We start from the raw sequence: 15356 nt of genomic DNA, 5'->3' as shown, positions 1-15356 counted from the left end.
GTGCAGGGAGTTGCAGACCAATGAATACCGACCCCGCGACGCAGCCACGCCCTGTTGTCCTGCTGGTGGATGACGAAGCCGAGATCCTTGTGGCGCTTACGGACCTGCTGGAAGATACCTTTACCGTCCTGTCCACCACATCCCCGACCGAGGCGCTGGATATCCTTGCCGCCCGCAACGATGTGGACGTGATCGTATCCGACCAGCGCATGCCCGAAATGGGCGGCGACGTCATGCTGGCGCGCGCGCGTGAATATAGCGACGCGCAGGCCATCCTGCTGACGGGATATGCCGATATCGGGGCCGTGGCGGCGGCGCTGAACCAGGGGCGGATTTCATTCTATTCGCACAAGCCATGGGATCCGGATGCCCTGCGCGCCATGATCGTGCAGGCGGCGGATTACCACCGTCTGGAACGCGAGCTGCGTACTGAGCGCATGCTGCTGCATGGCCTGCTGGACAACCTGCGTTCGGGGCTGGGGTTCATGGATGCGCAGGGCCGCTTCATCCGCATCAACCAGCAGGCCGCCGATTTCTATGGCCGCGACATCGCAGGCTGTCTTGGCCATACGGAGGAGGAACTATGTGATGCGGATCTGCTGCCCCTGATCCGTGCTGCGCATGCACGGCTGCATAATGAAGGACGCGACGAGGAAGTTGTTGAACTGCCCGCACATATCCGTGGCGGTGTGCAGGGGCGATGGCGCGAGATCACGCGCGTCGTGCTGGGGGCGCTGGGGGACGGGTCGGCGTGTTCCGTTGTCATCAACCGTGACATCACCCGCCAGCAGGAAATGGCGGCCCGCCTGCGTCAGGCGGAAAAGATGCAGGCGCTGGGTACGCTGGCCGGTGGCATCGCGCATGATTTCAACAACCTGCTGACCGCCGTCCTCGGCTCCCTTGAACTGGTGCGCGACATGGGGCCGGAAACGGGTCCGGTGGCCCGCCTGCTGGACAACGCATCCGCCGCAGCCCAGCGCGGGGCGTCATTGACGCGCAGGCTGCTCAATTTCAGCCGCCCGCGCGACCTCAGTCTTGAGCCGGTGGACGTGAACGCCCTGCTGCATGGCATGAATGACCTGCTGGCGCAGACGGTGGTGTCGCGGCAGGGGAAAAGTGGCGGTGCGCCATGCGCAATCGTGGTGGATACGGCGGCGTCGGACGGCATGCTGCCTCCGGTCTGCACTGATGCGGGGCAGCTGGAGCTTGCGGTGCTCAATCTGTGCATCAACGCTGTCGACGCCATGCCCGAAGGTGGTCTGATAAAGGTGTCCACGGCGCTGAAGCGGGTAAAGGAAATCGTGGCGGGCACGAATCTGGTGCCGGGTGAATACGTTATGGTTTCGGTAACCGATCAGGGTGTCGGCATGTCGCCCGAGACGCTGGCCCGCGTGTTTGAACCCTTTTTTACGACCAAGGACGTCGGACGCGGCACCGGGCTGGGCCTGTCCATGATCTATGGCTTCATCCGTCACGTGGGCGGGGAGGTACAGGTGCGCAGCAGGCCGGGCGAGGGCACGCGCGTTGACCTGTGCCTGCCGGTGCAGGGCGGTGGCAATGCCACGGACACCCGGGAACCGACCATGGCCACGACCCCGGCGGCGGGCACGGGCCTGCGTGCGCTGCATGTCATGGTGGTGGATGATGAACCGGGCGTGCGTGCGGTGACGGCGGGCTTTCTGCGCGCACGGGGGCATGAGGTGCTGGAATACGCCAGCGGCACCGCCGCCGTGCAGGCCATGGAGAAAGGGCTGGGGCCGATCGATCTTGTCATCATGGATGTGATGATGCCGGGCATGGGCGGGCTGGAGACGGCCCACCACCTGCAGGCGCTGCGTCCGGGGCTGCGGGTGCTGTACCTGACGGGATACGCCACTGCCGGCGCGCTGCCCGTCGGCAGTGCCGATGTCATGCACAAGCCCTTTACCCGCGCCGATCTGGCCGCCCATATCGAACGGATCATGAACCGCGCCCCGCAGGAGGCATAGCGGAACAGGGTCATGTGTGCGGCCTTGCCCCTTGTGCTGGCGTGAGAACGTTTTATTTCTATTGATATGCAAGAATATCATTCATCACCCCATGACCCTGTCGGGTGGCATGGAACAACCATCTTATGTGTCCGGCGTGATGGCCAGGTTGCCATGGCGGGCGACGGGCAGGTGACGCTGGGCGCCACCGTGATCAAGGGGAATGCCCGCAAGGTGCGTCGCATCGGCCCCACCGGGCAGATCCTTGCCGGTTTCGCGGGGGCAACTGCGGATGCCTTCACCCTGCTGGAACGGCTGGAAAACAAGCTGGAACGCTATCCCAACCAGCTTGAACGCGCCTGCGTCGAACTGGCGAAGGACTGGCGCACGGACCGCTACCTGCGCCGGTTGGAGGCGATGATGGCCGTGGCGGATGCTGAACGTTCCTTCACCCTGACCGGCAATGGCGACGTGCTGGAACCCGAGGACGGCATCATCGCCATCGGTTCGGGCGGGAATTACGCGCTGTCGGCTGCGCGCGCGCTGCTGGGGATCGAAGGGCTACCGGCGGTCGATATCGCACGGCGGTCGATGAAGATCGCCGGTGACATCTGTGTTTACACCAACCATTCCGTCATTGTGGAGACACTGGGCGCGGATGCGCAGGACGGAGCGGCGTAATGGAAATCCCCAATCATTCCCCGCGTGAGATCGTGGCCGAGCTGGATCGCTACATCATCGGCCAGGCCGATGCGAAACGCGCCGTGGCCATTGCGCTGCGCAACCGCTGGCGGCGCGCGCAGCTGACGGATGCGATGCGTGACGAGGTCGTGCCCAAGAACATCCTGATGATCGGGCCGACGGGATGCGGAAAGACCGAAATCGCGCGCCGTCTGGCCAAACTGGCGCAGGCGCCGTTCCTGAAGGTCGAGGCCACGAAGTTTACCGAAGTCGGCTATGTCGGCCGCGATGTGGAAAGCATAGTGCGTGATCTGGTCGAGTCCTCGATCAACATGCTGCGCGACCTGCGCCGCAAGGATGTTGAAAAGAACGCCGAACAGGCGGCCGAGGATATCCTGCTCGATGCGCTGGTGGGCGAGGGGGCGTCGTCCGAGACGCGCAACAAGTTCCGCCGGATGCTGCGCGGGGGTGAGCTGGAAAACAAGGAAGTCGAGATCTCGATTGCTGAAGGGGGCAGCCCGTCACCGTCCGACATGCCAAACATGACGCCCGGTGCGGTCATCAACTTCTCTGACATGATGAAGGGCTTCATGAACCGCATGCCGCAGCAGAAGCGCATGACGGTTGCAGCAGCCCGCGCCGCCCTGATCCGCCAGGAAGCGGACAAGATGCTGGATACCGAAACCCTGACGCGTGAAGCCGTGGCCCATGCGCAGGATCATGGCATCGTCTTTCTTGATGAAATCGACAAGGTCTGTGCGCGTGCGTCCGAAGGGGGATCGCGTGGCGGTGATGTCTCGCGCGAAGGGGTGCAGCGCGACCTGCTGCCCCTGATCGAAGGGACAACCGTTTCCACCAAATATGGTCCCGTGCGCACGGACCATATCCTGTTCATCGCATCCGGTGCGTTCCATATCGCCAAGCCGTCCGACCTGCTGCCCGAACTGCAGGGGCGTCTGCCCATCCGCGTGGAACTGGCTTCGCTGACGCGTGAGGACCTACGCCGGATACTGACCGAGCCGGAACATTCGCTGCTGCAGCAGTATGTCGCCCTGCTGGGCACGGAAAAGGTCACGCTGTCCTTTACTGATGGGGCGATTGACGCGCTGGCGGAACTGGCGGCCGACATCAATGAACGGGTCGAGAATATCGGTGCGCGGCGTCTGGCCACCGTGCTGGAACGCCTGCTGGAGGACGTATCCTTCACCGCCGCCGACCGGAGCGGGGAAGACGTGGTGATCACAGCCGAGGACGTCCAGAACCGGGTGGCCCCGCTAGCCCGCAAGGGTGATCTGAGCCGCTTTATCCTGTAGGGCAGTACCTGCCGATGCGCGGGGCCGCGCCAGAAGGGTGCGGCCCTTTGCGTTCCATCCCGTTTTCCGGCCCAGTATTGAGGCCCTGCGTAACAGGAAAGATGATGACCGACCCCTTCGTAAAGCCCGAGGACGATACCGCCGCTGATGCCATCGCGGAAATTGGTGAGGAACTGGCCCTGTTTGATGACTGGATGCAGCGTTACCAGTATATCATCGAACTGGGGCGCAAGCTGCCACCATTCCCCACTGAATGGCAGGACGATGCCCACCGCGTGCCGGGCTGTCAGAGCCAGGTCTGGATGGAAGTGCAGCCGCATGATGGCCTGCTGTACCTGGCCGGTGCATCGGATGCGGCCATCGTGTCGGGACTGGTGGCGCTGCTGCTGCGGGTTTATTCGGGGCGCAGCCGGGACGAGATCCTGAATACGGATCCCCAATTTCTGCGTGACCTTGGCCTGGTGCAGGCCCTGTCCACCAACCGGGGCAACGGGGTGGAAGCCATGGCGCAGGCCATACGCAAGGCTGCCGCAGCCATGCCTGCCTGAATCTGTTGGCAAAAAAGAATAAAAGTTTTTGGATGCCGCCTTTTTCAAAAAGGCGGCGTTCCCTGAAACTTTCTGAAAAAAAGCTTCACCAGAAACTTCTTATCTTTAGCGCCTGAAGGGGCGGCCGATCAGGCCTGCCCATGCAGGTCAGTAGCCTGCGTCAAAGCCTGCATCGTCAACGGCAGCAAACAGGTCCTCGGGGTTGGTGGTGCGTCCGTCATAGGTAATGAAGGCCTTGCCCTGTTCGAGCGAGACTTCCACCATCGACACGCCGTCCACGGCTTCCAGTGCGCGCACGACTTTGGATGCACATCCATCACAGGTCATGCCGCTTATGTTCAGTGTTATTGTTTCCATGATCTGATCGCCTTTAGCACCTGCTGGCAGCCTGTATGGGTGCCTGTGGTTGAGAACCGGCGCAATTACACCAGATAAGAGCATTTAACGCCATCACCTCAATTTAATAAGGCTGTCTAAAAATAACCAATTGACAAAAAACAGTAAAATTTGGGGGGGATCGCCTTTTTTCAAAAAGCGGCGTTTTCTGAAGTTTTTTGAAAAAAGCCCCCCAAACGTCCTTCTGATTGCAGGATGTTTCCCAGGCTGACTTTTCAAACAGTCCCTGTATTCCATGAAGGCAGAACCACAGGCGCATCATGGGCACGATCAATGCTGTCGCATGGCCTGGATGGACAGGGCTGGAACCGTATCGGTTTGGCGCATATTGATGATGTAAGATATTATCATCTGTAATAAAATTGATGTGGATGGTTTTTGAGGCAAACGGCGCATGATCCATGTGCGCCGCAAATCGTTTCATGGCTTTCCGGGGGCTGCGGAAAGGCTCATGCTGTCCCATTGGCGGCGGTATCTATATGTTCCCAACCGGTCCGCCATCGGCCTGCTGCGGCGGTCCCTGCGTTCTGGCAGGGGCTGGCCGCGTGTGTAGGATCATGTGGTGTCAGGGCACAAAAAAGGCCGGTGCATGAAGCAACCGGCCTTTCGGGTTATGGATGCGGTGAGGCGTGGCTGTTCAGTCAACCGTGCTCATGCGGGTTTCATCCACAAACTTTTCCGTATCATCATCCAGCTTGCGCGACTTGCGCCCGGCAGGACCATGAACATACAGCGTCTTGCGGTCCACTTTCTGGTCGGTGCCTTCCGGCTTCAGCGGCATTTCATATTCCGGCTTCTGCGCGTGGTCAGCCATCTGCAGGTCGGGATTGAAGACGGAGTTGAACTTCCAGATCATGGTCAGGAAGTTGGTCTGTCCACGCAACGCAAGGCGCAGGGCAATGCCCAGCGTATCCTTGATTGCGCTCCAGCCCAGATGCTTGTTGTTCAGGATCTGCTGGGTCTTGACCAGTTCTTCATAGAACTCACGCAGCGGCAGCGTGGTGGGCATGACCGCGTGCTGGATGTCAAACAGGCGATAGTCACGCGTGGTCAGCTTGCGTGACTCGCTTTCCCAGATTTCCGTGCCAGGGTAGGGGGTGGTGACGGAAATGTTCACGATGTCCGGTATTTCCAGGCACCACTGGCGAATTACCTCGAAACGCTCGCGGTCCCATGACGGGTCGGCGATCAGGTTGATGGCGACGATCAGGTCCAGCGAACGGGCATAGTCCAGTGCTTCGAAGTTGCGGTCCATCGATACGCGCTTGCGGAATCGCTTCAGTCCTTCCGCATCGACCGCTTCCAGCCCCAGGAAGATGTAGCTCAGGCCGATTTCCTTCCAGACCGCGAACACTTCCTTGTTGCGCATAAGCACGTCGGCGCGGGTCTCGAGGTAGTATTCCTTCTTGATGTTGCGGCGCTTGATCTCATCGGCGATGGCAAGGCCATGTTCGGCATGGACGAAGGCCACGTCATCGACGATGAAAATGCCGGGTTCCTTGATTTCCTGCAGTTCCTCGCCAATCACCTTGGCGCTGGCGGTGCGGTAGGACCGGCCATAGAAGGTCCATGCACTACAGAACGTGCAGTCCCACGGACAGCCACGGGCGAATTCGATCGACGCTGCCGGGTCCAGCGTGCCGATGAAGTACTTGCGGCGGTGGCGCAGCAGGTCACGTGCGGGGCGGACTTCATCAAGGGATTCGATGAAGATCGGCGGCGGGCCGTCGCCTTCCATGGTGACGACACCTGGCACGGTCAGCAGGTCCTTGCCCTGTTCCCAGGCTTCCAGCAGCAGGCCGACGGTTGCGTCGCCCTCCCCCTTCAGCACGCAGTTGATGGCCCCGTCAGACAGTGCCAGCACGTCACGCGCGATGAACGAGATCGAGTGCCCGCCAATGAACAGGAACACGTTGGGCAGGCGCTTGCGCGTTTCCTTGCACAGGTCAATGATCTCGGGGACATTGGCCAGGTAGTTGCCGGAAAAGCAGATGGCGTGGGGGCGGAATCGCTCGATGCGTTCCCAGTAATCGGGATGCTTCTCGACCTGCAGGTCGATGATTTCCACATCATGTCCCTTGTTGCGCGCAGCACCGGCAACCAGTTCAAGCCCCAGCGGTTCAAGACGCAGGAAGACCTTCGTGTACATGAGCGAGCTTGGATGAACGGCCAGTAATCTCATTCTTTTACCTCAGGGCATCGATGGGGACGGTGTCACAGCACGGCAGTGCATACGCAATCCGGTAACAAATTTACAGCCGGACCAACGCTGTATTTGTATTTTTTATATATCAGACACGATTTAGAAAAAATAAGAATAATGACAGAGGGTGGCAATATAAGTGTGATCTGTCATCCAATTCACGGTAATATCACCTATGCATGCAGTTAATGCCTGCGTACCCTTTGCTGTATTTCATGGGCTGGTATGTTTTTCTTTCATGCTCGGCTTCAGGGGTAGGGGACCTATGCGCTGCGAACGCAGCAGCGCGCCGGTGGCCTTCATGTCCCCTATCGCAGGGGGCACTTTCGTGGCAGTGTCGGCTCCGCTTAAGCGACGGGGTCGAAATGAAGCTGAAAATCGTGGAAAAAATGTCCGCCCGCCTAGGGCTTCTGGCATGCGGGCTGGTTATGGTAGGCGGCTGTACCGCTGAAATCGGACGCAAGCCCTTCGAAAGCGATGTGAAGTGCCTGCGCGAACAGATGGGCACCACCATGCAGCTCAGTTTTCCCATCGCGGCGAATACCTGCCAGCGGATGAGCGACCATAACTTCGTCTTCAGCAGGAATCACAAGCACGCCGAGCCGCTGCCGCTGAAGCTGCGTGGCGCACCTGACCTGCAGAAGATGGCGGACGAATATGGTTACAGCTATACAAAATAACGTGTCGGGGCCTGTGCCCCGGTCCGCTCAGTTTTCCAGTTCGGTATCCCAGTACAGATAGTCGCGCCAGCTTTCATGCAGGTAGTTGGGTGGAAAGGCGCGGCCGTTTTCCTGCAGCCTGCGGCTGGTGGGGCGTGCGGGCGTGCGGTCGGGATACATGCGGATCTGGTGCGGCATGTATGATCCCTTTATCAGGTTGCACGGGCTGCATGCGGTCACAACATTTTCCCAGCTTGTCCGTCCGCCCTTGCTGCGTGGGATGACGTGGTCGAACGTCAGTTCCTGTGTCGGGAAGCGGGTGTTGCAGTACTGGCAGGAAAAATTATCCCGCAAAAAGACATTGAAGCGGGTGAAGGCGGGCTTGCGGGCGGAAGGGATATAGTCCTTCAGCGCGATGACGCTGGGCAGGCGCAGGCTGTGGGTGGGGGAGCGTACGACGGTGTCATATTCGCTCAGCACCGATACGCGGTCCAGCCAGACGGCGCGGATGGCGTCCTGCCATGACCACAGGGAAAGCGGGAAGTAGGAAAGCGGCCTGAAATCTGCATTCAGGACCAGGGCAGGCAGGTATTGACTGTCACAGGGCACGGACGCATTCCTTTCCGAATGCCGCGCACAATGCTCAGGCGTATTCTGTAGCGAAGCGAACGCCTGTGGTTGTGCGTCGTCGTCAGATAACTATAGGAATCTATTGCAGACCCCGCATGGCGTGGCAAGTCGCGCGCGTGGGGCCGTTGGGTGCCCTTCATGCATAGAGGAAAGCAGGAAAGTTGCGGATTTTTCCGCTATCTTGCTGTTTTGGTTCGATAATGGCAGTCACGACCCGTTTTGCCCCCAGCCCTACGGGGCACCTGCACCTTGGTCATGTCGCGTCGGCCCTGCATGGCTGGCGCAGGGCTGTGGAGTCGGGTGGCACCTTCCTTCTGCGGGTGGAAGACATCGACACTGTCCGCTGTCGTCCCGAATTCATCACTGATCTGTACGAGGACCTCGGCTGGCTTGGGCTGTCATGGCCACAGCCGGTGCGCAGGCAGTCGCAGCATATGCCGGACTACCGCCGCGTTCTGGACGCCTTGGGCGCACGTGGCCTGCTGTATCCGTGCTTCTGCACCCGGCGTGACATTGCCGAGGCCGCAGGCGCCCCCCACCACGCCCCCGATGGTACCCAGGTCTATCCCGGCACGTGCCGCCACATGGATCCCGTGCAGCGGGCGGACTGGCTTGCTGCGGGGGTGCCCCATGCGCTGCGGCTGGATATGGCGGCGGCCATGCAGCTGTCCGGTGCGCGGGACCTGACATGGCATGAACTGGGTCACGGGGATTACCCGTGCCAGCCGCAGCGTTTTGGTGATGTAGTGCTGGCGCGCAAGGACGTGCCCGCGTCCTACCACCTGTGTGTCACGCATGATGATGCATTGCAGGGCGTGACCCTTGTGACGCGGGGGGAAGACCTTATGGCCGCCACCGCGCTGCACCGCCTGCTGCAGCATGTCATGGGCTGGCCCGCGCCGTGTTACAGCCACCACAGGCTGTTATGTGATGACACGGGCAGGCGGCTGGCCAAGCGCGACGGCGCGGTGTCCATCCGGGCCATGCGCGCGGCGGGCATGACGCCACAACAGGTATGCGCCGCAGCAGTGCAGCCCGATCACATATCTGCTGTTTCCACCGCTGCGTGTTCGCACTAGGCTACGCGCCCGTTGCCCGGCAGCGTGCCGGCCTGTCTTTAATTCACTGTTGATGGATCTTGATATCATGGATCTTACCGCCGCCCGGCTGGACCGGATCAGCCCCAGCCAGACGATCGCCATCTCAACCAAGGCGCGTGCGCTCAAGGCGGCGGGAAAGGACATTATCAGCCTTTCCGCCGGTGAGCCGGATTTCGATACCCCGGACACGATCAAGAAGGCGGCCATGCAGGCCATCGCGGCGGGTGAGACCAAATATACCGATGTCGCGGGCACGCCCGCCCTGCGCCGGGCCATTGCCGAGCGGTTCCGCGCCGATAGCGGTCTGGACTATACGTGGGATGAGGTGATCGTCTCCAACGGCGGCAAGCAGATCATCTATAACGCCATGGTGGCGACCATAAATCCGGGGGATGAGGCGATCATTCCCGCGCCGTGCTGGGTGTCGTATCCCGATATCGTCTCGCTGGCCGAAGGCACGCCGGTCATCGTGCCGTGCAGTGCGGAAAACGGCTTCAAGCTGCAGCCTGCCGATCTGGAAGCCGCGATCACCCCGCGCACGCGCTGGCTGCTGCTCAACTCTCCCAACAACCCGACGGGGGCCGCCTATTCCGCCGCGGAAATGCGTGGCCTGTGTGACGTGCTGCTGCGTCATCCCGATGTGTGGATACTGACGGACGACATCTACAACAAGCTGGTGTATGATGGCTTCCACGCGCCGACGGTGGTGGAGGTGGAACCCCGGCTTCGTGACCGTACGGTGACCATGAACGGCGTGTCGAAAGCCTATGCCATGACCGGCTGGCGCATCGGCTATTCCGCAGCCCCCGTGCAGATGACGCGCGCAATGAACAAGCTGCAGAGCCAGTCCACATCCGGCCCCTGTTCGATCAGTCAGGCGGCGGCGGTGGAAGCCCTGACCGGGCCGCAGGATTTCATCGGCACCATGGTCAGCACCTATCAGGCGCGGCGTGACCTTGTGGTGGGCATGCTGAACGAGACCCGCGGCCTGCACTGCCCGGTGCCGGAAGGGGCGTTCTATGTCTTTCCGTCACTGGTCGGCTGTCTTGGCAAGACCAGCGCGGGGGGCACGCTGATTGACACGGATGAGGCCTTTGTCACCGCATTGCTGGATGAGGAGGGTGTAGCCGCCGTGCATGGCAGCGCGTTCATGTTCGCCGGGCATTTCCGCATTTCCTACGCCACCGATACCGACAGCCTGAAGGAAGCCTGCCTGCGCATCCAGCGTTTCTGCGCCGGACTGCGTTAAGGGTGATGGACATGGATGCGGACCGGACCCATCCGCTGTTTGCACAGCGGATGGATCGCCTGACGGTACCAGCCACCATCGCCATGGCCCAGCGTGCACGCAACCTGCGTGCGAAGGGGGAGAAGGTGCTGTCCCTTGCATTGGGGGAACCTGATTTCGCCACCCCCGCTGCCGTGATCGAGGCCGCACACCGCGCAGCACTGGACGGGCAGACAAAATATCCGCCCGTGGATGGCACGCCCGCGCTGAAGGCAGCCATTGCACGCAAATTCGCGCGTGAAAACGGGCTGGACTACGCGCCGGCCGAAATCATGGTGTCCAATGGCGGCAAGCAGGTCATTTTCAATGCATTCATGGCGACGGTACAGCCGGGGGATGAAGTGGTCATTCCCCGACCGTACTGGGTCAGTTACCCGCTGATCGTGCAGATGTTCGGTGGCACGCCGGTCTATGCCGACTGTCACGAGGCCGATGGTTTCCGCCTGACCGCACGGGCGCTGGAAGCGGCCATTACCTCACGCACCAAATGGCTTGTCCTCAACTTCCCCAACAACCCGACCGGCGGGACGATGGGACAGGCTGATCTGGAGGCCGTGGCCGAAGTCCTGCGCCGTCATCCCCACGTCCATGTCCTGTCGGACGAGATTTATGAACACCTGCTGTATGACGGGCTGCGGCATCATTCCCTCGCTGCCGTGGCACCTGACCTCAAGGACCGTATCCTGACGTTGAATGGCGTGTCCAAGGCCTATGCCATGACCGGCTGGCGCGTGGGGTACGTAGGTGGTCCCATACCCCTGATCCGCGCCATGACGGCCATACAGGGCAGCGCCACATCGGGCATCTGTTCCATAAGCCAGGCGGCAGCAGTGGCGGCACTTGATGGCCCGGCAGATATTATCGCGCAGATGTGCGCGGTTTATGCAGGCAGGCGGGAAATGGTGGTGTCCACATTGCGCGCCATACCGGGGCTGACCTGCGCCATGCCGCATGGGGCCTTCTATGCCTATCCCGGCATTGCGGGGTGCATGGGGCGTGTTTCGGCTGGTGGCCACAGGCTGGAAACGGATCAGGATTTCGCCATCGCCCTGCTGACGGAACAGCACGTGGCGGTAGTGCACGGATCGGCCTTCGGGCAGGGGCCTTACCTGCGCCTGTCATATGCCACCAGTGACGATATCCTGAAGGAAAGCTGTGCGCGGATCGCGCGGTTTGTGGACGGGCTGAACTGACGCCCGTCGTCCGGGATCAGTCCGGATCGGGTGAGGGGGGGCAGAGCATGAAAACCCCCTCCGTCACGATGGCGGGCAGCAGCGGCATGGCCAGTGGCAGCCCCGACAGGCCAATCGCCCCGGCCGATGCAACACAGGCCCCCATGTAACCCGTGCGGCCACCCAGCCGTTCGGCAATGACAAACAGGAAAACAGCGACCAGTTCCAGTATGGCGGCCCCACCCAGCCGCAGCGGGTGGGCCTGTGTCTGCATGCCCATATCCGACAGCAGGCGCAACAGGGCGGGGGACTGTCCCCCTTCGCCCCCCAGCCCGAACATGAACGAAAAGGGCAGGATCAGCACGCCCAGGATATCGCGCAGCAGGTTGACCAGCCCGCTGACCAGCGGCAGCAGGACCAGTATGGCCAGACTGGCGGAAGTACATGTCGCGACAATGACAAGTCCAACCTGACGTTGTCGCGCCGCCGGATTATGACGCGGGGCTTCCGGGGTCATGTAGTGCGCCGCCAGTGCCTAGCGCAGCCACCACTTGACGGGTTCGGGTTCATCCGCCGGGGTTTCGTCCTGCGGGTCGGTGGCCCGTGTTGGTGTGGGACGGGATTCTACTGTGCGCTGCCTTGATTTCAGGCGCGTCAGTTCTTCACGCAACTGGCTGTTTTCTTCGCGGGCATTGAACAGGTCCGCACGCACGGCCAGTAATTCCGTATCCCGCGCCGCCAGTTTGCCCTTGTGTTCTGCCGCAATGACATCGGCATGGCCAATGCGTGTGGTCAGGGAACGGATCTGTGCCTGTGCTTCCGACAGGCGCAGTTCGGCCTGTTCGCGCAGTTTCTGTTCGAACTGTACCTTGTGGCGCAGCTGTTCGATTTCGCCACGGTCTTCCTGCTGTGCATGAATGGCGCGCGGGGTGGCGCGGCCCGTGGCGAGCGAATGATGTTCGACCCGGACATCGCCATCCTGCACGAATTTACGTCGGCGCTGCGTGGGGTCGGCCTGACGGGCCGGACGGGCCTTGGGTGCTGGTGTCTTTGCGGCACCTGCGCCACGGGGCGCGGGCTTGCCCTTGCCCAGTCGTTCAAGCGCCTGCCGGAATGCGGATTCATTTACTTCTTCCCGATGGGTGTTCTGGTCTTCTTCTTTCGGGAAGGAAAGAAAATCATTGTATGATGACACAGCGGAACTCTCGATAATTCAATGCACCATGAACGGTGTGGCTGAAATGATATTTAGGAATCTATTCCTACAACCAGTATACCAATGGTGCCTGTTTTTAGGTGATTGATTGAGTATATAATTCTTTTCCGCCAACTTGTGCAAGGGCATAAGGAACAATATAACACGATAACATATTATTTATTATTTATGACTGTTTTTGAAGTAAAATACTATTCGCTCAGTATAATAAATAATGATGGATAAATATAATTCCGCATATATTTTTAGAAGTCATTTAAATTATGTATAAAAATAACACCTTATATTCTGCCAGTATGTGGCCCTTCACAGCCTGCTCGCTTGCGTTCGGGTGGCCGGTTGGTCCAGATAAGGTCTGGTATGGGTTTTCCTGATAATATCCGACAGGACGCGGAATGTGTAACATCGACCAGCAGACGGTTTCGGTTTCCCTCTCACGCAGGCTCCGGCAGGGCAAGCGGCCACGCGTGCTGATCGTCATGGGGGTCTCGGGCTGCGGCAAGAGTACCGTGGCCCATCTTATGGCCGAACGTCTGGGCTGGCCCGTGATCGAGGGCGATGACCTGCATACCGCGCATAATATCGCCAAGATGAGCAGTGGTATCCCCCTGACGGACGAGGACCGTGCCCCATGGCTGGAGCGCATCGCGCAGCAGGTCCGTGAATGGGGGGCTGCGGGCCAGTGCGGGATCGTGACCTGTTCCTCGCTGAAGCGGAAATACCGCGAGCATATTGGCGGTGGCAGTCAAGATGTCTGTTTCGTCTACCTCAAGGGCAGCAGGGACGATATAGCCCCGCGTCTGGGGCAGCGGATGGGGCATTTCATGCCGGCCGCAATGCTGGACAGCCAGTTTGCCACGCTGGAGGAACCTGACATGGATGATGAGGTCGTCATGGCGCTGGATGTCAATGCGGCACAGGACCATCTGGCGGAACAGGCCTGTGCGCATCTGTCCGGCCTGCCAGCGTAATGCAGGCAGCCCGGCCGTTCAGGTCGGGTCGGGGGGCGGGGAGGCTGGCACCCATGTCAGGTCGGTCATCCCATTGTCATTAAGGTGGCGCCCCAGCACGAACAGATAATCCGACAGGCGGTTCATGCAGGCGGGGATATCGGTGCCGATATCATCCTGTTGCGCCAGTGTTGCCAGCCGCCGTTCCGCCCTGCGCACCACGGTGCGTGCCAGATGGGCGTGGGCGGCGGCTGACGTGCCACCGGGCAGGATGAAGCTGCGTAGCGGCGCAATGTCGGCGCGCAGGCGTTCGACCTCGTTTTCCATGGCCTGAAGGGCGGCAGCCGCATGGGGAAGCGGGCGGGGCGGGCTGACCGGCATGCAGACCGCGCCGCCGATATCGAACAGCAGCCCCTGTATCCATGCAATGAAGGTTGCGTTGCGACCAGCGGGCAGGGTGCCGCGCAGCAGGCCGATGATGGCATTGGCTTCATCCAGCGCACCAAGGGCCTCGATCCGTGCCGAATTCTTGGGGACCCGTTCCCCATTGCCCAGCGAGGTCTGCCCCCTGTCCCCGCCGCGCGTCACGATCCGGTCGATGCGAATGGTCATGAATGCTCCCGCCTGTAAATCCGGTATCCTGATCTGGTGGTCATTGTTACCGGGAGGGTTTGCTGGCTCCCAGCTTCATGGCTTCGTTCAGGTGGGCCTGCAGCGTATCAGCCGTGGCGGAAGCGTAGGCTTTCAGGTCCGGGTCACTGGCTGATTCCGCTTCGTTCTGGAACATGGCCAGCGCATCGCTTGCCGCCTGGGCCTGCAGGTCAAGATAGGTGCGGTCGAATTTGGTTCCGTTCTGGGTCTTCAGGTCATCCGCGACCTCTGTTTCGTCCGAACTCATGTCCTGGTGCAGTTCCAGTCCGTGCTTCAGCGTCATGGTGGACAGGGTCTTCTGGTTCGCTGTGTGCATTTTTAGTGATTTTTCGGCGAATTCCTGCACCTTCGGGCGTTTGGCCTGTGTCGTGGCCATTTTTGAAATGGTCATTTCAAATGTATTCAGCGCGGAAACGTTTTCGGCAAAGGTGGAATCTGATTCCGTCAGCGGCGGCAGCGTCGGTTCCGCCGCACCTGCCGCCGCTGGGGCGGGCGCTGGCGCAGGGCGGGCCATGACAACGGCAGGAAGAAGGCTGACGGACGCAAAAAGGAACCAGACTGCGTAACGTTTCATATTGTCAT

At 60.7% G+C, this 15356-nt stretch carries 17 protein-coding genes; 9 read left to right on the top strand and 8 right to left on the bottom strand.

The window, feature by feature from the left end; genetic code table 11:
- Positions 1 to 20 precede the first annotated feature (20 nt).
- The 4 genes from MSKU9_RS06975 (at position 21) to MSKU9_RS06960 (ending at position 4509) form a co-directional block, all read left to right on the top strand.
- On the top strand, positions 21 to 1988 hold the full coding sequence (locus MSKU9_RS06975) for a response regulator (protein WP_141260589.1): 1968 nt from the start codon (positions 21 to 23) through the stop codon (positions 1986 to 1988).
- A 66-nt stretch (positions 1989 to 2054) separates the two neighbouring features.
- The gene (gene hslV / locus MSKU9_RS06970; RefSeq protein ID WP_141260588.1) at positions 2055 to 2648 is read left to right on the top strand and encodes an ATP-dependent protease subunit HslV; all 594 of its coding nucleotides are present in this window, start codon (positions 2055 to 2057) and stop codon (positions 2646 to 2648) included.
- Positions 2648 to 3961, top strand: coding sequence for an ATP-dependent protease ATPase subunit HslU (gene hslU, locus MSKU9_RS06965; protein WP_141260587.1), 1314 nt, complete (start codon positions 2648 to 2650; stop codon positions 3959 to 3961). Before hslV ends, hslU begins: the two co-directional genes overlap by 1 nt.
- 104 nt (positions 3962 to 4065) lie before the next feature.
- Positions 4066 to 4509 carry a SufE family protein gene (locus MSKU9_RS06960; RefSeq protein ID WP_193557650.1) on the top strand — a complete coding sequence of 148 codons (444 nt, stop codon included), beginning with the start codon at positions 4066 to 4068 and terminating at the stop codon, positions 4507 to 4509.
- Between the two features lie 147 nt (positions 4510 to 4656).
- On the opposite strand, the gene MSKU9_RS06955 is transcribed toward MSKU9_RS06960, so the two are convergent.
- The 3 genes from MSKU9_RS06955 to hpnR all read right to left on the bottom strand — a co-directional run bounded on the left by MSKU9_RS06955 (position 4657) and on the right by hpnR (position 7087).
- The gene (locus MSKU9_RS06955; protein WP_141260585.1) at positions 4657 to 4866 is read right to left on the bottom strand and encodes a heavy-metal-associated domain-containing protein; all 210 of its coding nucleotides are present in this window, start codon (positions 4864 to 4866) and stop codon (positions 4657 to 4659) included.
- A gap of 103 nt (positions 4867 to 4969) precedes the next feature.
- Entirely contained in the window at positions 4970 to 5329 is a 360-nt protein-coding gene (locus MSKU9_RS06950; RefSeq protein WP_141260584.1) for a hypothetical protein, read from the bottom strand.
- A 213-nt stretch (positions 5330 to 5542) separates the two neighbouring features.
- Positions 5543 to 7087, bottom strand: coding sequence for a hopanoid C-3 methylase HpnR (gene hpnR / locus MSKU9_RS06945; RefSeq protein WP_141260583.1), 1545 nt, complete (start codon positions 7085 to 7087; stop codon positions 5543 to 5545).
- Between the two features lie 386 nt (positions 7088 to 7473).
- Between hpnR and MSKU9_RS06940 the strand changes: the two genes are divergently transcribed.
- Positions 7474 to 7788 carry a hypothetical protein gene (locus tag MSKU9_RS06940; protein ID WP_141260582.1) on the top strand — a complete coding sequence of 105 codons (315 nt, stop codon included), beginning with the start codon at positions 7474 to 7476 and terminating at the stop codon, positions 7786 to 7788.
- A gap of 27 nt (positions 7789 to 7815) precedes the next feature.
- Here MSKU9_RS06940 and MSKU9_RS06935 read toward each other — a convergent pair whose 3' ends face one another.
- Positions 7816 to 8376 carry an HNH endonuclease gene (locus tag MSKU9_RS06935; protein WP_141260581.1) on the bottom strand — a complete coding sequence of 187 codons (561 nt, stop codon included), beginning with the start codon at positions 8374 to 8376 and terminating at the stop codon, positions 7816 to 7818.
- Positions 8377 to 8597: 221 nt separating this feature from the next.
- Here MSKU9_RS06935 and gluQRS point away from each other — a divergent pair, with 221 nt between their 5' ends.
- The 3 genes from gluQRS (at position 8598) to MSKU9_RS06920 (ending at position 11978) form a co-directional block, all read left to right on the top strand.
- Positions 8598 to 9476, top strand: coding sequence for a tRNA glutamyl-Q(34) synthetase GluQRS (gene gluQRS / locus MSKU9_RS06930; protein ID WP_141260580.1), 879 nt, complete (start codon positions 8598 to 8600; stop codon positions 9474 to 9476).
- 67 nt (positions 9477 to 9543) lie between these two features.
- Entirely contained in the window at positions 9544 to 10746 is a 1203-nt protein-coding gene (locus tag MSKU9_RS06925) for a pyridoxal phosphate-dependent aminotransferase (RefSeq protein WP_162851927.1), read from the top strand.
- 5 nt (positions 10747 to 10751) lie between these two features.
- Positions 10752 to 11978 carry a pyridoxal phosphate-dependent aminotransferase gene (locus MSKU9_RS06920; RefSeq protein WP_141260763.1) on the top strand — a complete coding sequence of 409 codons (1227 nt, stop codon included), beginning with the start codon at positions 10752 to 10754 and terminating at the stop codon, positions 11976 to 11978.
- A 16-nt stretch (positions 11979 to 11994) separates the two neighbouring features.
- Here the strand turns inward: MSKU9_RS06920 and MSKU9_RS06915 are convergent, their stop codons facing one another.
- Both MSKU9_RS06915 and MSKU9_RS06910 read right to left on the bottom strand, forming a co-directional pair.
- Positions 11995 to 12474, bottom strand: a complete 480-nt coding sequence (locus tag MSKU9_RS06915) for a hypothetical protein (RefSeq protein ID WP_141260578.1) — start codon at positions 12472 to 12474, stop codon at positions 11995 to 11997.
- Positions 12475 to 12492: 18 nt separating this feature from the next.
- A complete protein-coding gene (locus MSKU9_RS06910) occupies positions 12493 to 13152 on the bottom strand; it encodes a hypothetical protein (protein WP_141260577.1) in 660 nt (219 codons plus the stop codon).
- Positions 13153 to 13568: 416 nt separating this feature from the next.
- On the opposite strand from MSKU9_RS06910, the gene MSKU9_RS06905 reads away from it, so the two are divergent.
- Positions 13569 to 14144: a gluconokinase gene (locus MSKU9_RS06905; RefSeq protein WP_141260576.1), complete on the top strand. Its 576-nt coding sequence runs from the start codon at positions 13569 to 13571 to the stop codon at positions 14142 to 14144.
- A gap of 18 nt (positions 14145 to 14162) precedes the next feature.
- On the opposite strand, the gene MSKU9_RS06900 is transcribed toward MSKU9_RS06905, so the two are convergent.
- Both MSKU9_RS06900 and MSKU9_RS06895 read right to left on the bottom strand, forming a co-directional pair.
- The gene (locus MSKU9_RS06900) at positions 14163 to 14735 is read right to left on the bottom strand and encodes a cob(I)yrinic acid a,c-diamide adenosyltransferase (protein ID WP_141260575.1); all 573 of its coding nucleotides are present in this window, start codon (positions 14733 to 14735) and stop codon (positions 14163 to 14165) included.
- Positions 14736 to 14781: 46 nt separating this feature from the next.
- On the bottom strand, positions 14782 to 15348 hold the full coding sequence (locus tag MSKU9_RS06895) for a DUF4142 domain-containing protein (protein WP_141260574.1): 567 nt from the start codon (positions 15346 to 15348) through the stop codon (positions 14782 to 14784).
- Between the last annotated feature and the right edge of the window lie 8 nt (positions 15349 to 15356).

This window comes from Komagataeibacter diospyri (assembly GCF_006538165.1).
GTDB classification, from domain to species: domain Bacteria; phylum Pseudomonadota; class Alphaproteobacteria; order Acetobacterales; family Acetobacteraceae; genus Komagataeibacter; species Komagataeibacter diospyri.
The sequence above is the reverse complement of the archived record's forward strand: the minus strand, read 5'-3'. Positions and strand labels throughout refer to the sequence as shown.

Coding starts and splice junctions, on each gene's coding strand:
- MSKU9_RS06975 (WP_141260589.1), top strand. CDS start 21: ATGAATACCGACCCCGCGACGCAGCCACGCCCTGTTGTCCTGCTGGTG.
- hslV (WP_141260588.1), top strand. CDS start 2,055: ATGCAAGAATATCATTCATCACCCCATGACCCTGTCGGGTGGCATGGA.
- hslU (WP_141260587.1), top strand. CDS start 2,648: ATGGAAATCCCCAATCATTCCCCGCGTGAGATCGTGGCCGAGCTGGAT.
- MSKU9_RS06960 (WP_193557650.1), top strand. CDS start 4,066: ATGACCGACCCCTTCGTAAAGCCCGAGGACGATACCGCCGCTGATGCC.
- MSKU9_RS06955 (WP_141260585.1), bottom strand. CDS start 4,866: ATGGAAACAATAACACTGAACATAAGCGGCATGACCTGTGATGGATGT.
- MSKU9_RS06950 (WP_141260584.1), bottom strand. CDS start 5,329: ATGAAACGATTTGCGGCGCACATGGATCATGCGCCGTTTGCCTCAAAA.
- hpnR (WP_141260583.1), bottom strand. CDS start 7,087: ATGAGATTACTGGCCGTTCATCCAAGCTCGCTCATGTACACGAAGGTC.
- MSKU9_RS06940 (WP_141260582.1), top strand. CDS start 7,474: ATGAAGCTGAAAATCGTGGAAAAAATGTCCGCCCGCCTAGGGCTTCTG.
- gluQRS (WP_141260580.1), top strand. CDS start 8,598: ATGGCAGTCACGACCCGTTTTGCCCCCAGCCCTACGGGGCACCTGCAC.
- MSKU9_RS06925 (WP_162851927.1), top strand. CDS start 9,544: ATGGATCTTACCGCCGCCCGGCTGGACCGGATCAGCCCCAGCCAGACG.
- MSKU9_RS06920 (WP_141260763.1), top strand. CDS start 10,752: ATGGACATGGATGCGGACCGGACCCATCCGCTGTTTGCACAGCGGATG.
- MSKU9_RS06915 (WP_141260578.1), bottom strand. CDS start 12,474: ATGACCCCGGAAGCCCCGCGTCATAATCCGGCGGCGCGACAACGTCAG.
- MSKU9_RS06905 (WP_141260576.1), top strand. CDS start 13,569: ATGTGTAACATCGACCAGCAGACGGTTTCGGTTTCCCTCTCACGCAGG.
- MSKU9_RS06900 (WP_141260575.1), bottom strand. CDS start 14,735: ATGACCATTCGCATCGACCGGATCGTGACGCGCGGCGGGGACAGGGGG.
- MSKU9_RS06895 (WP_141260574.1), bottom strand. CDS start 15,348: ATGAAACGTTACGCAGTCTGGTTCCTTTTTGCGTCCGTCAGCCTTCTT.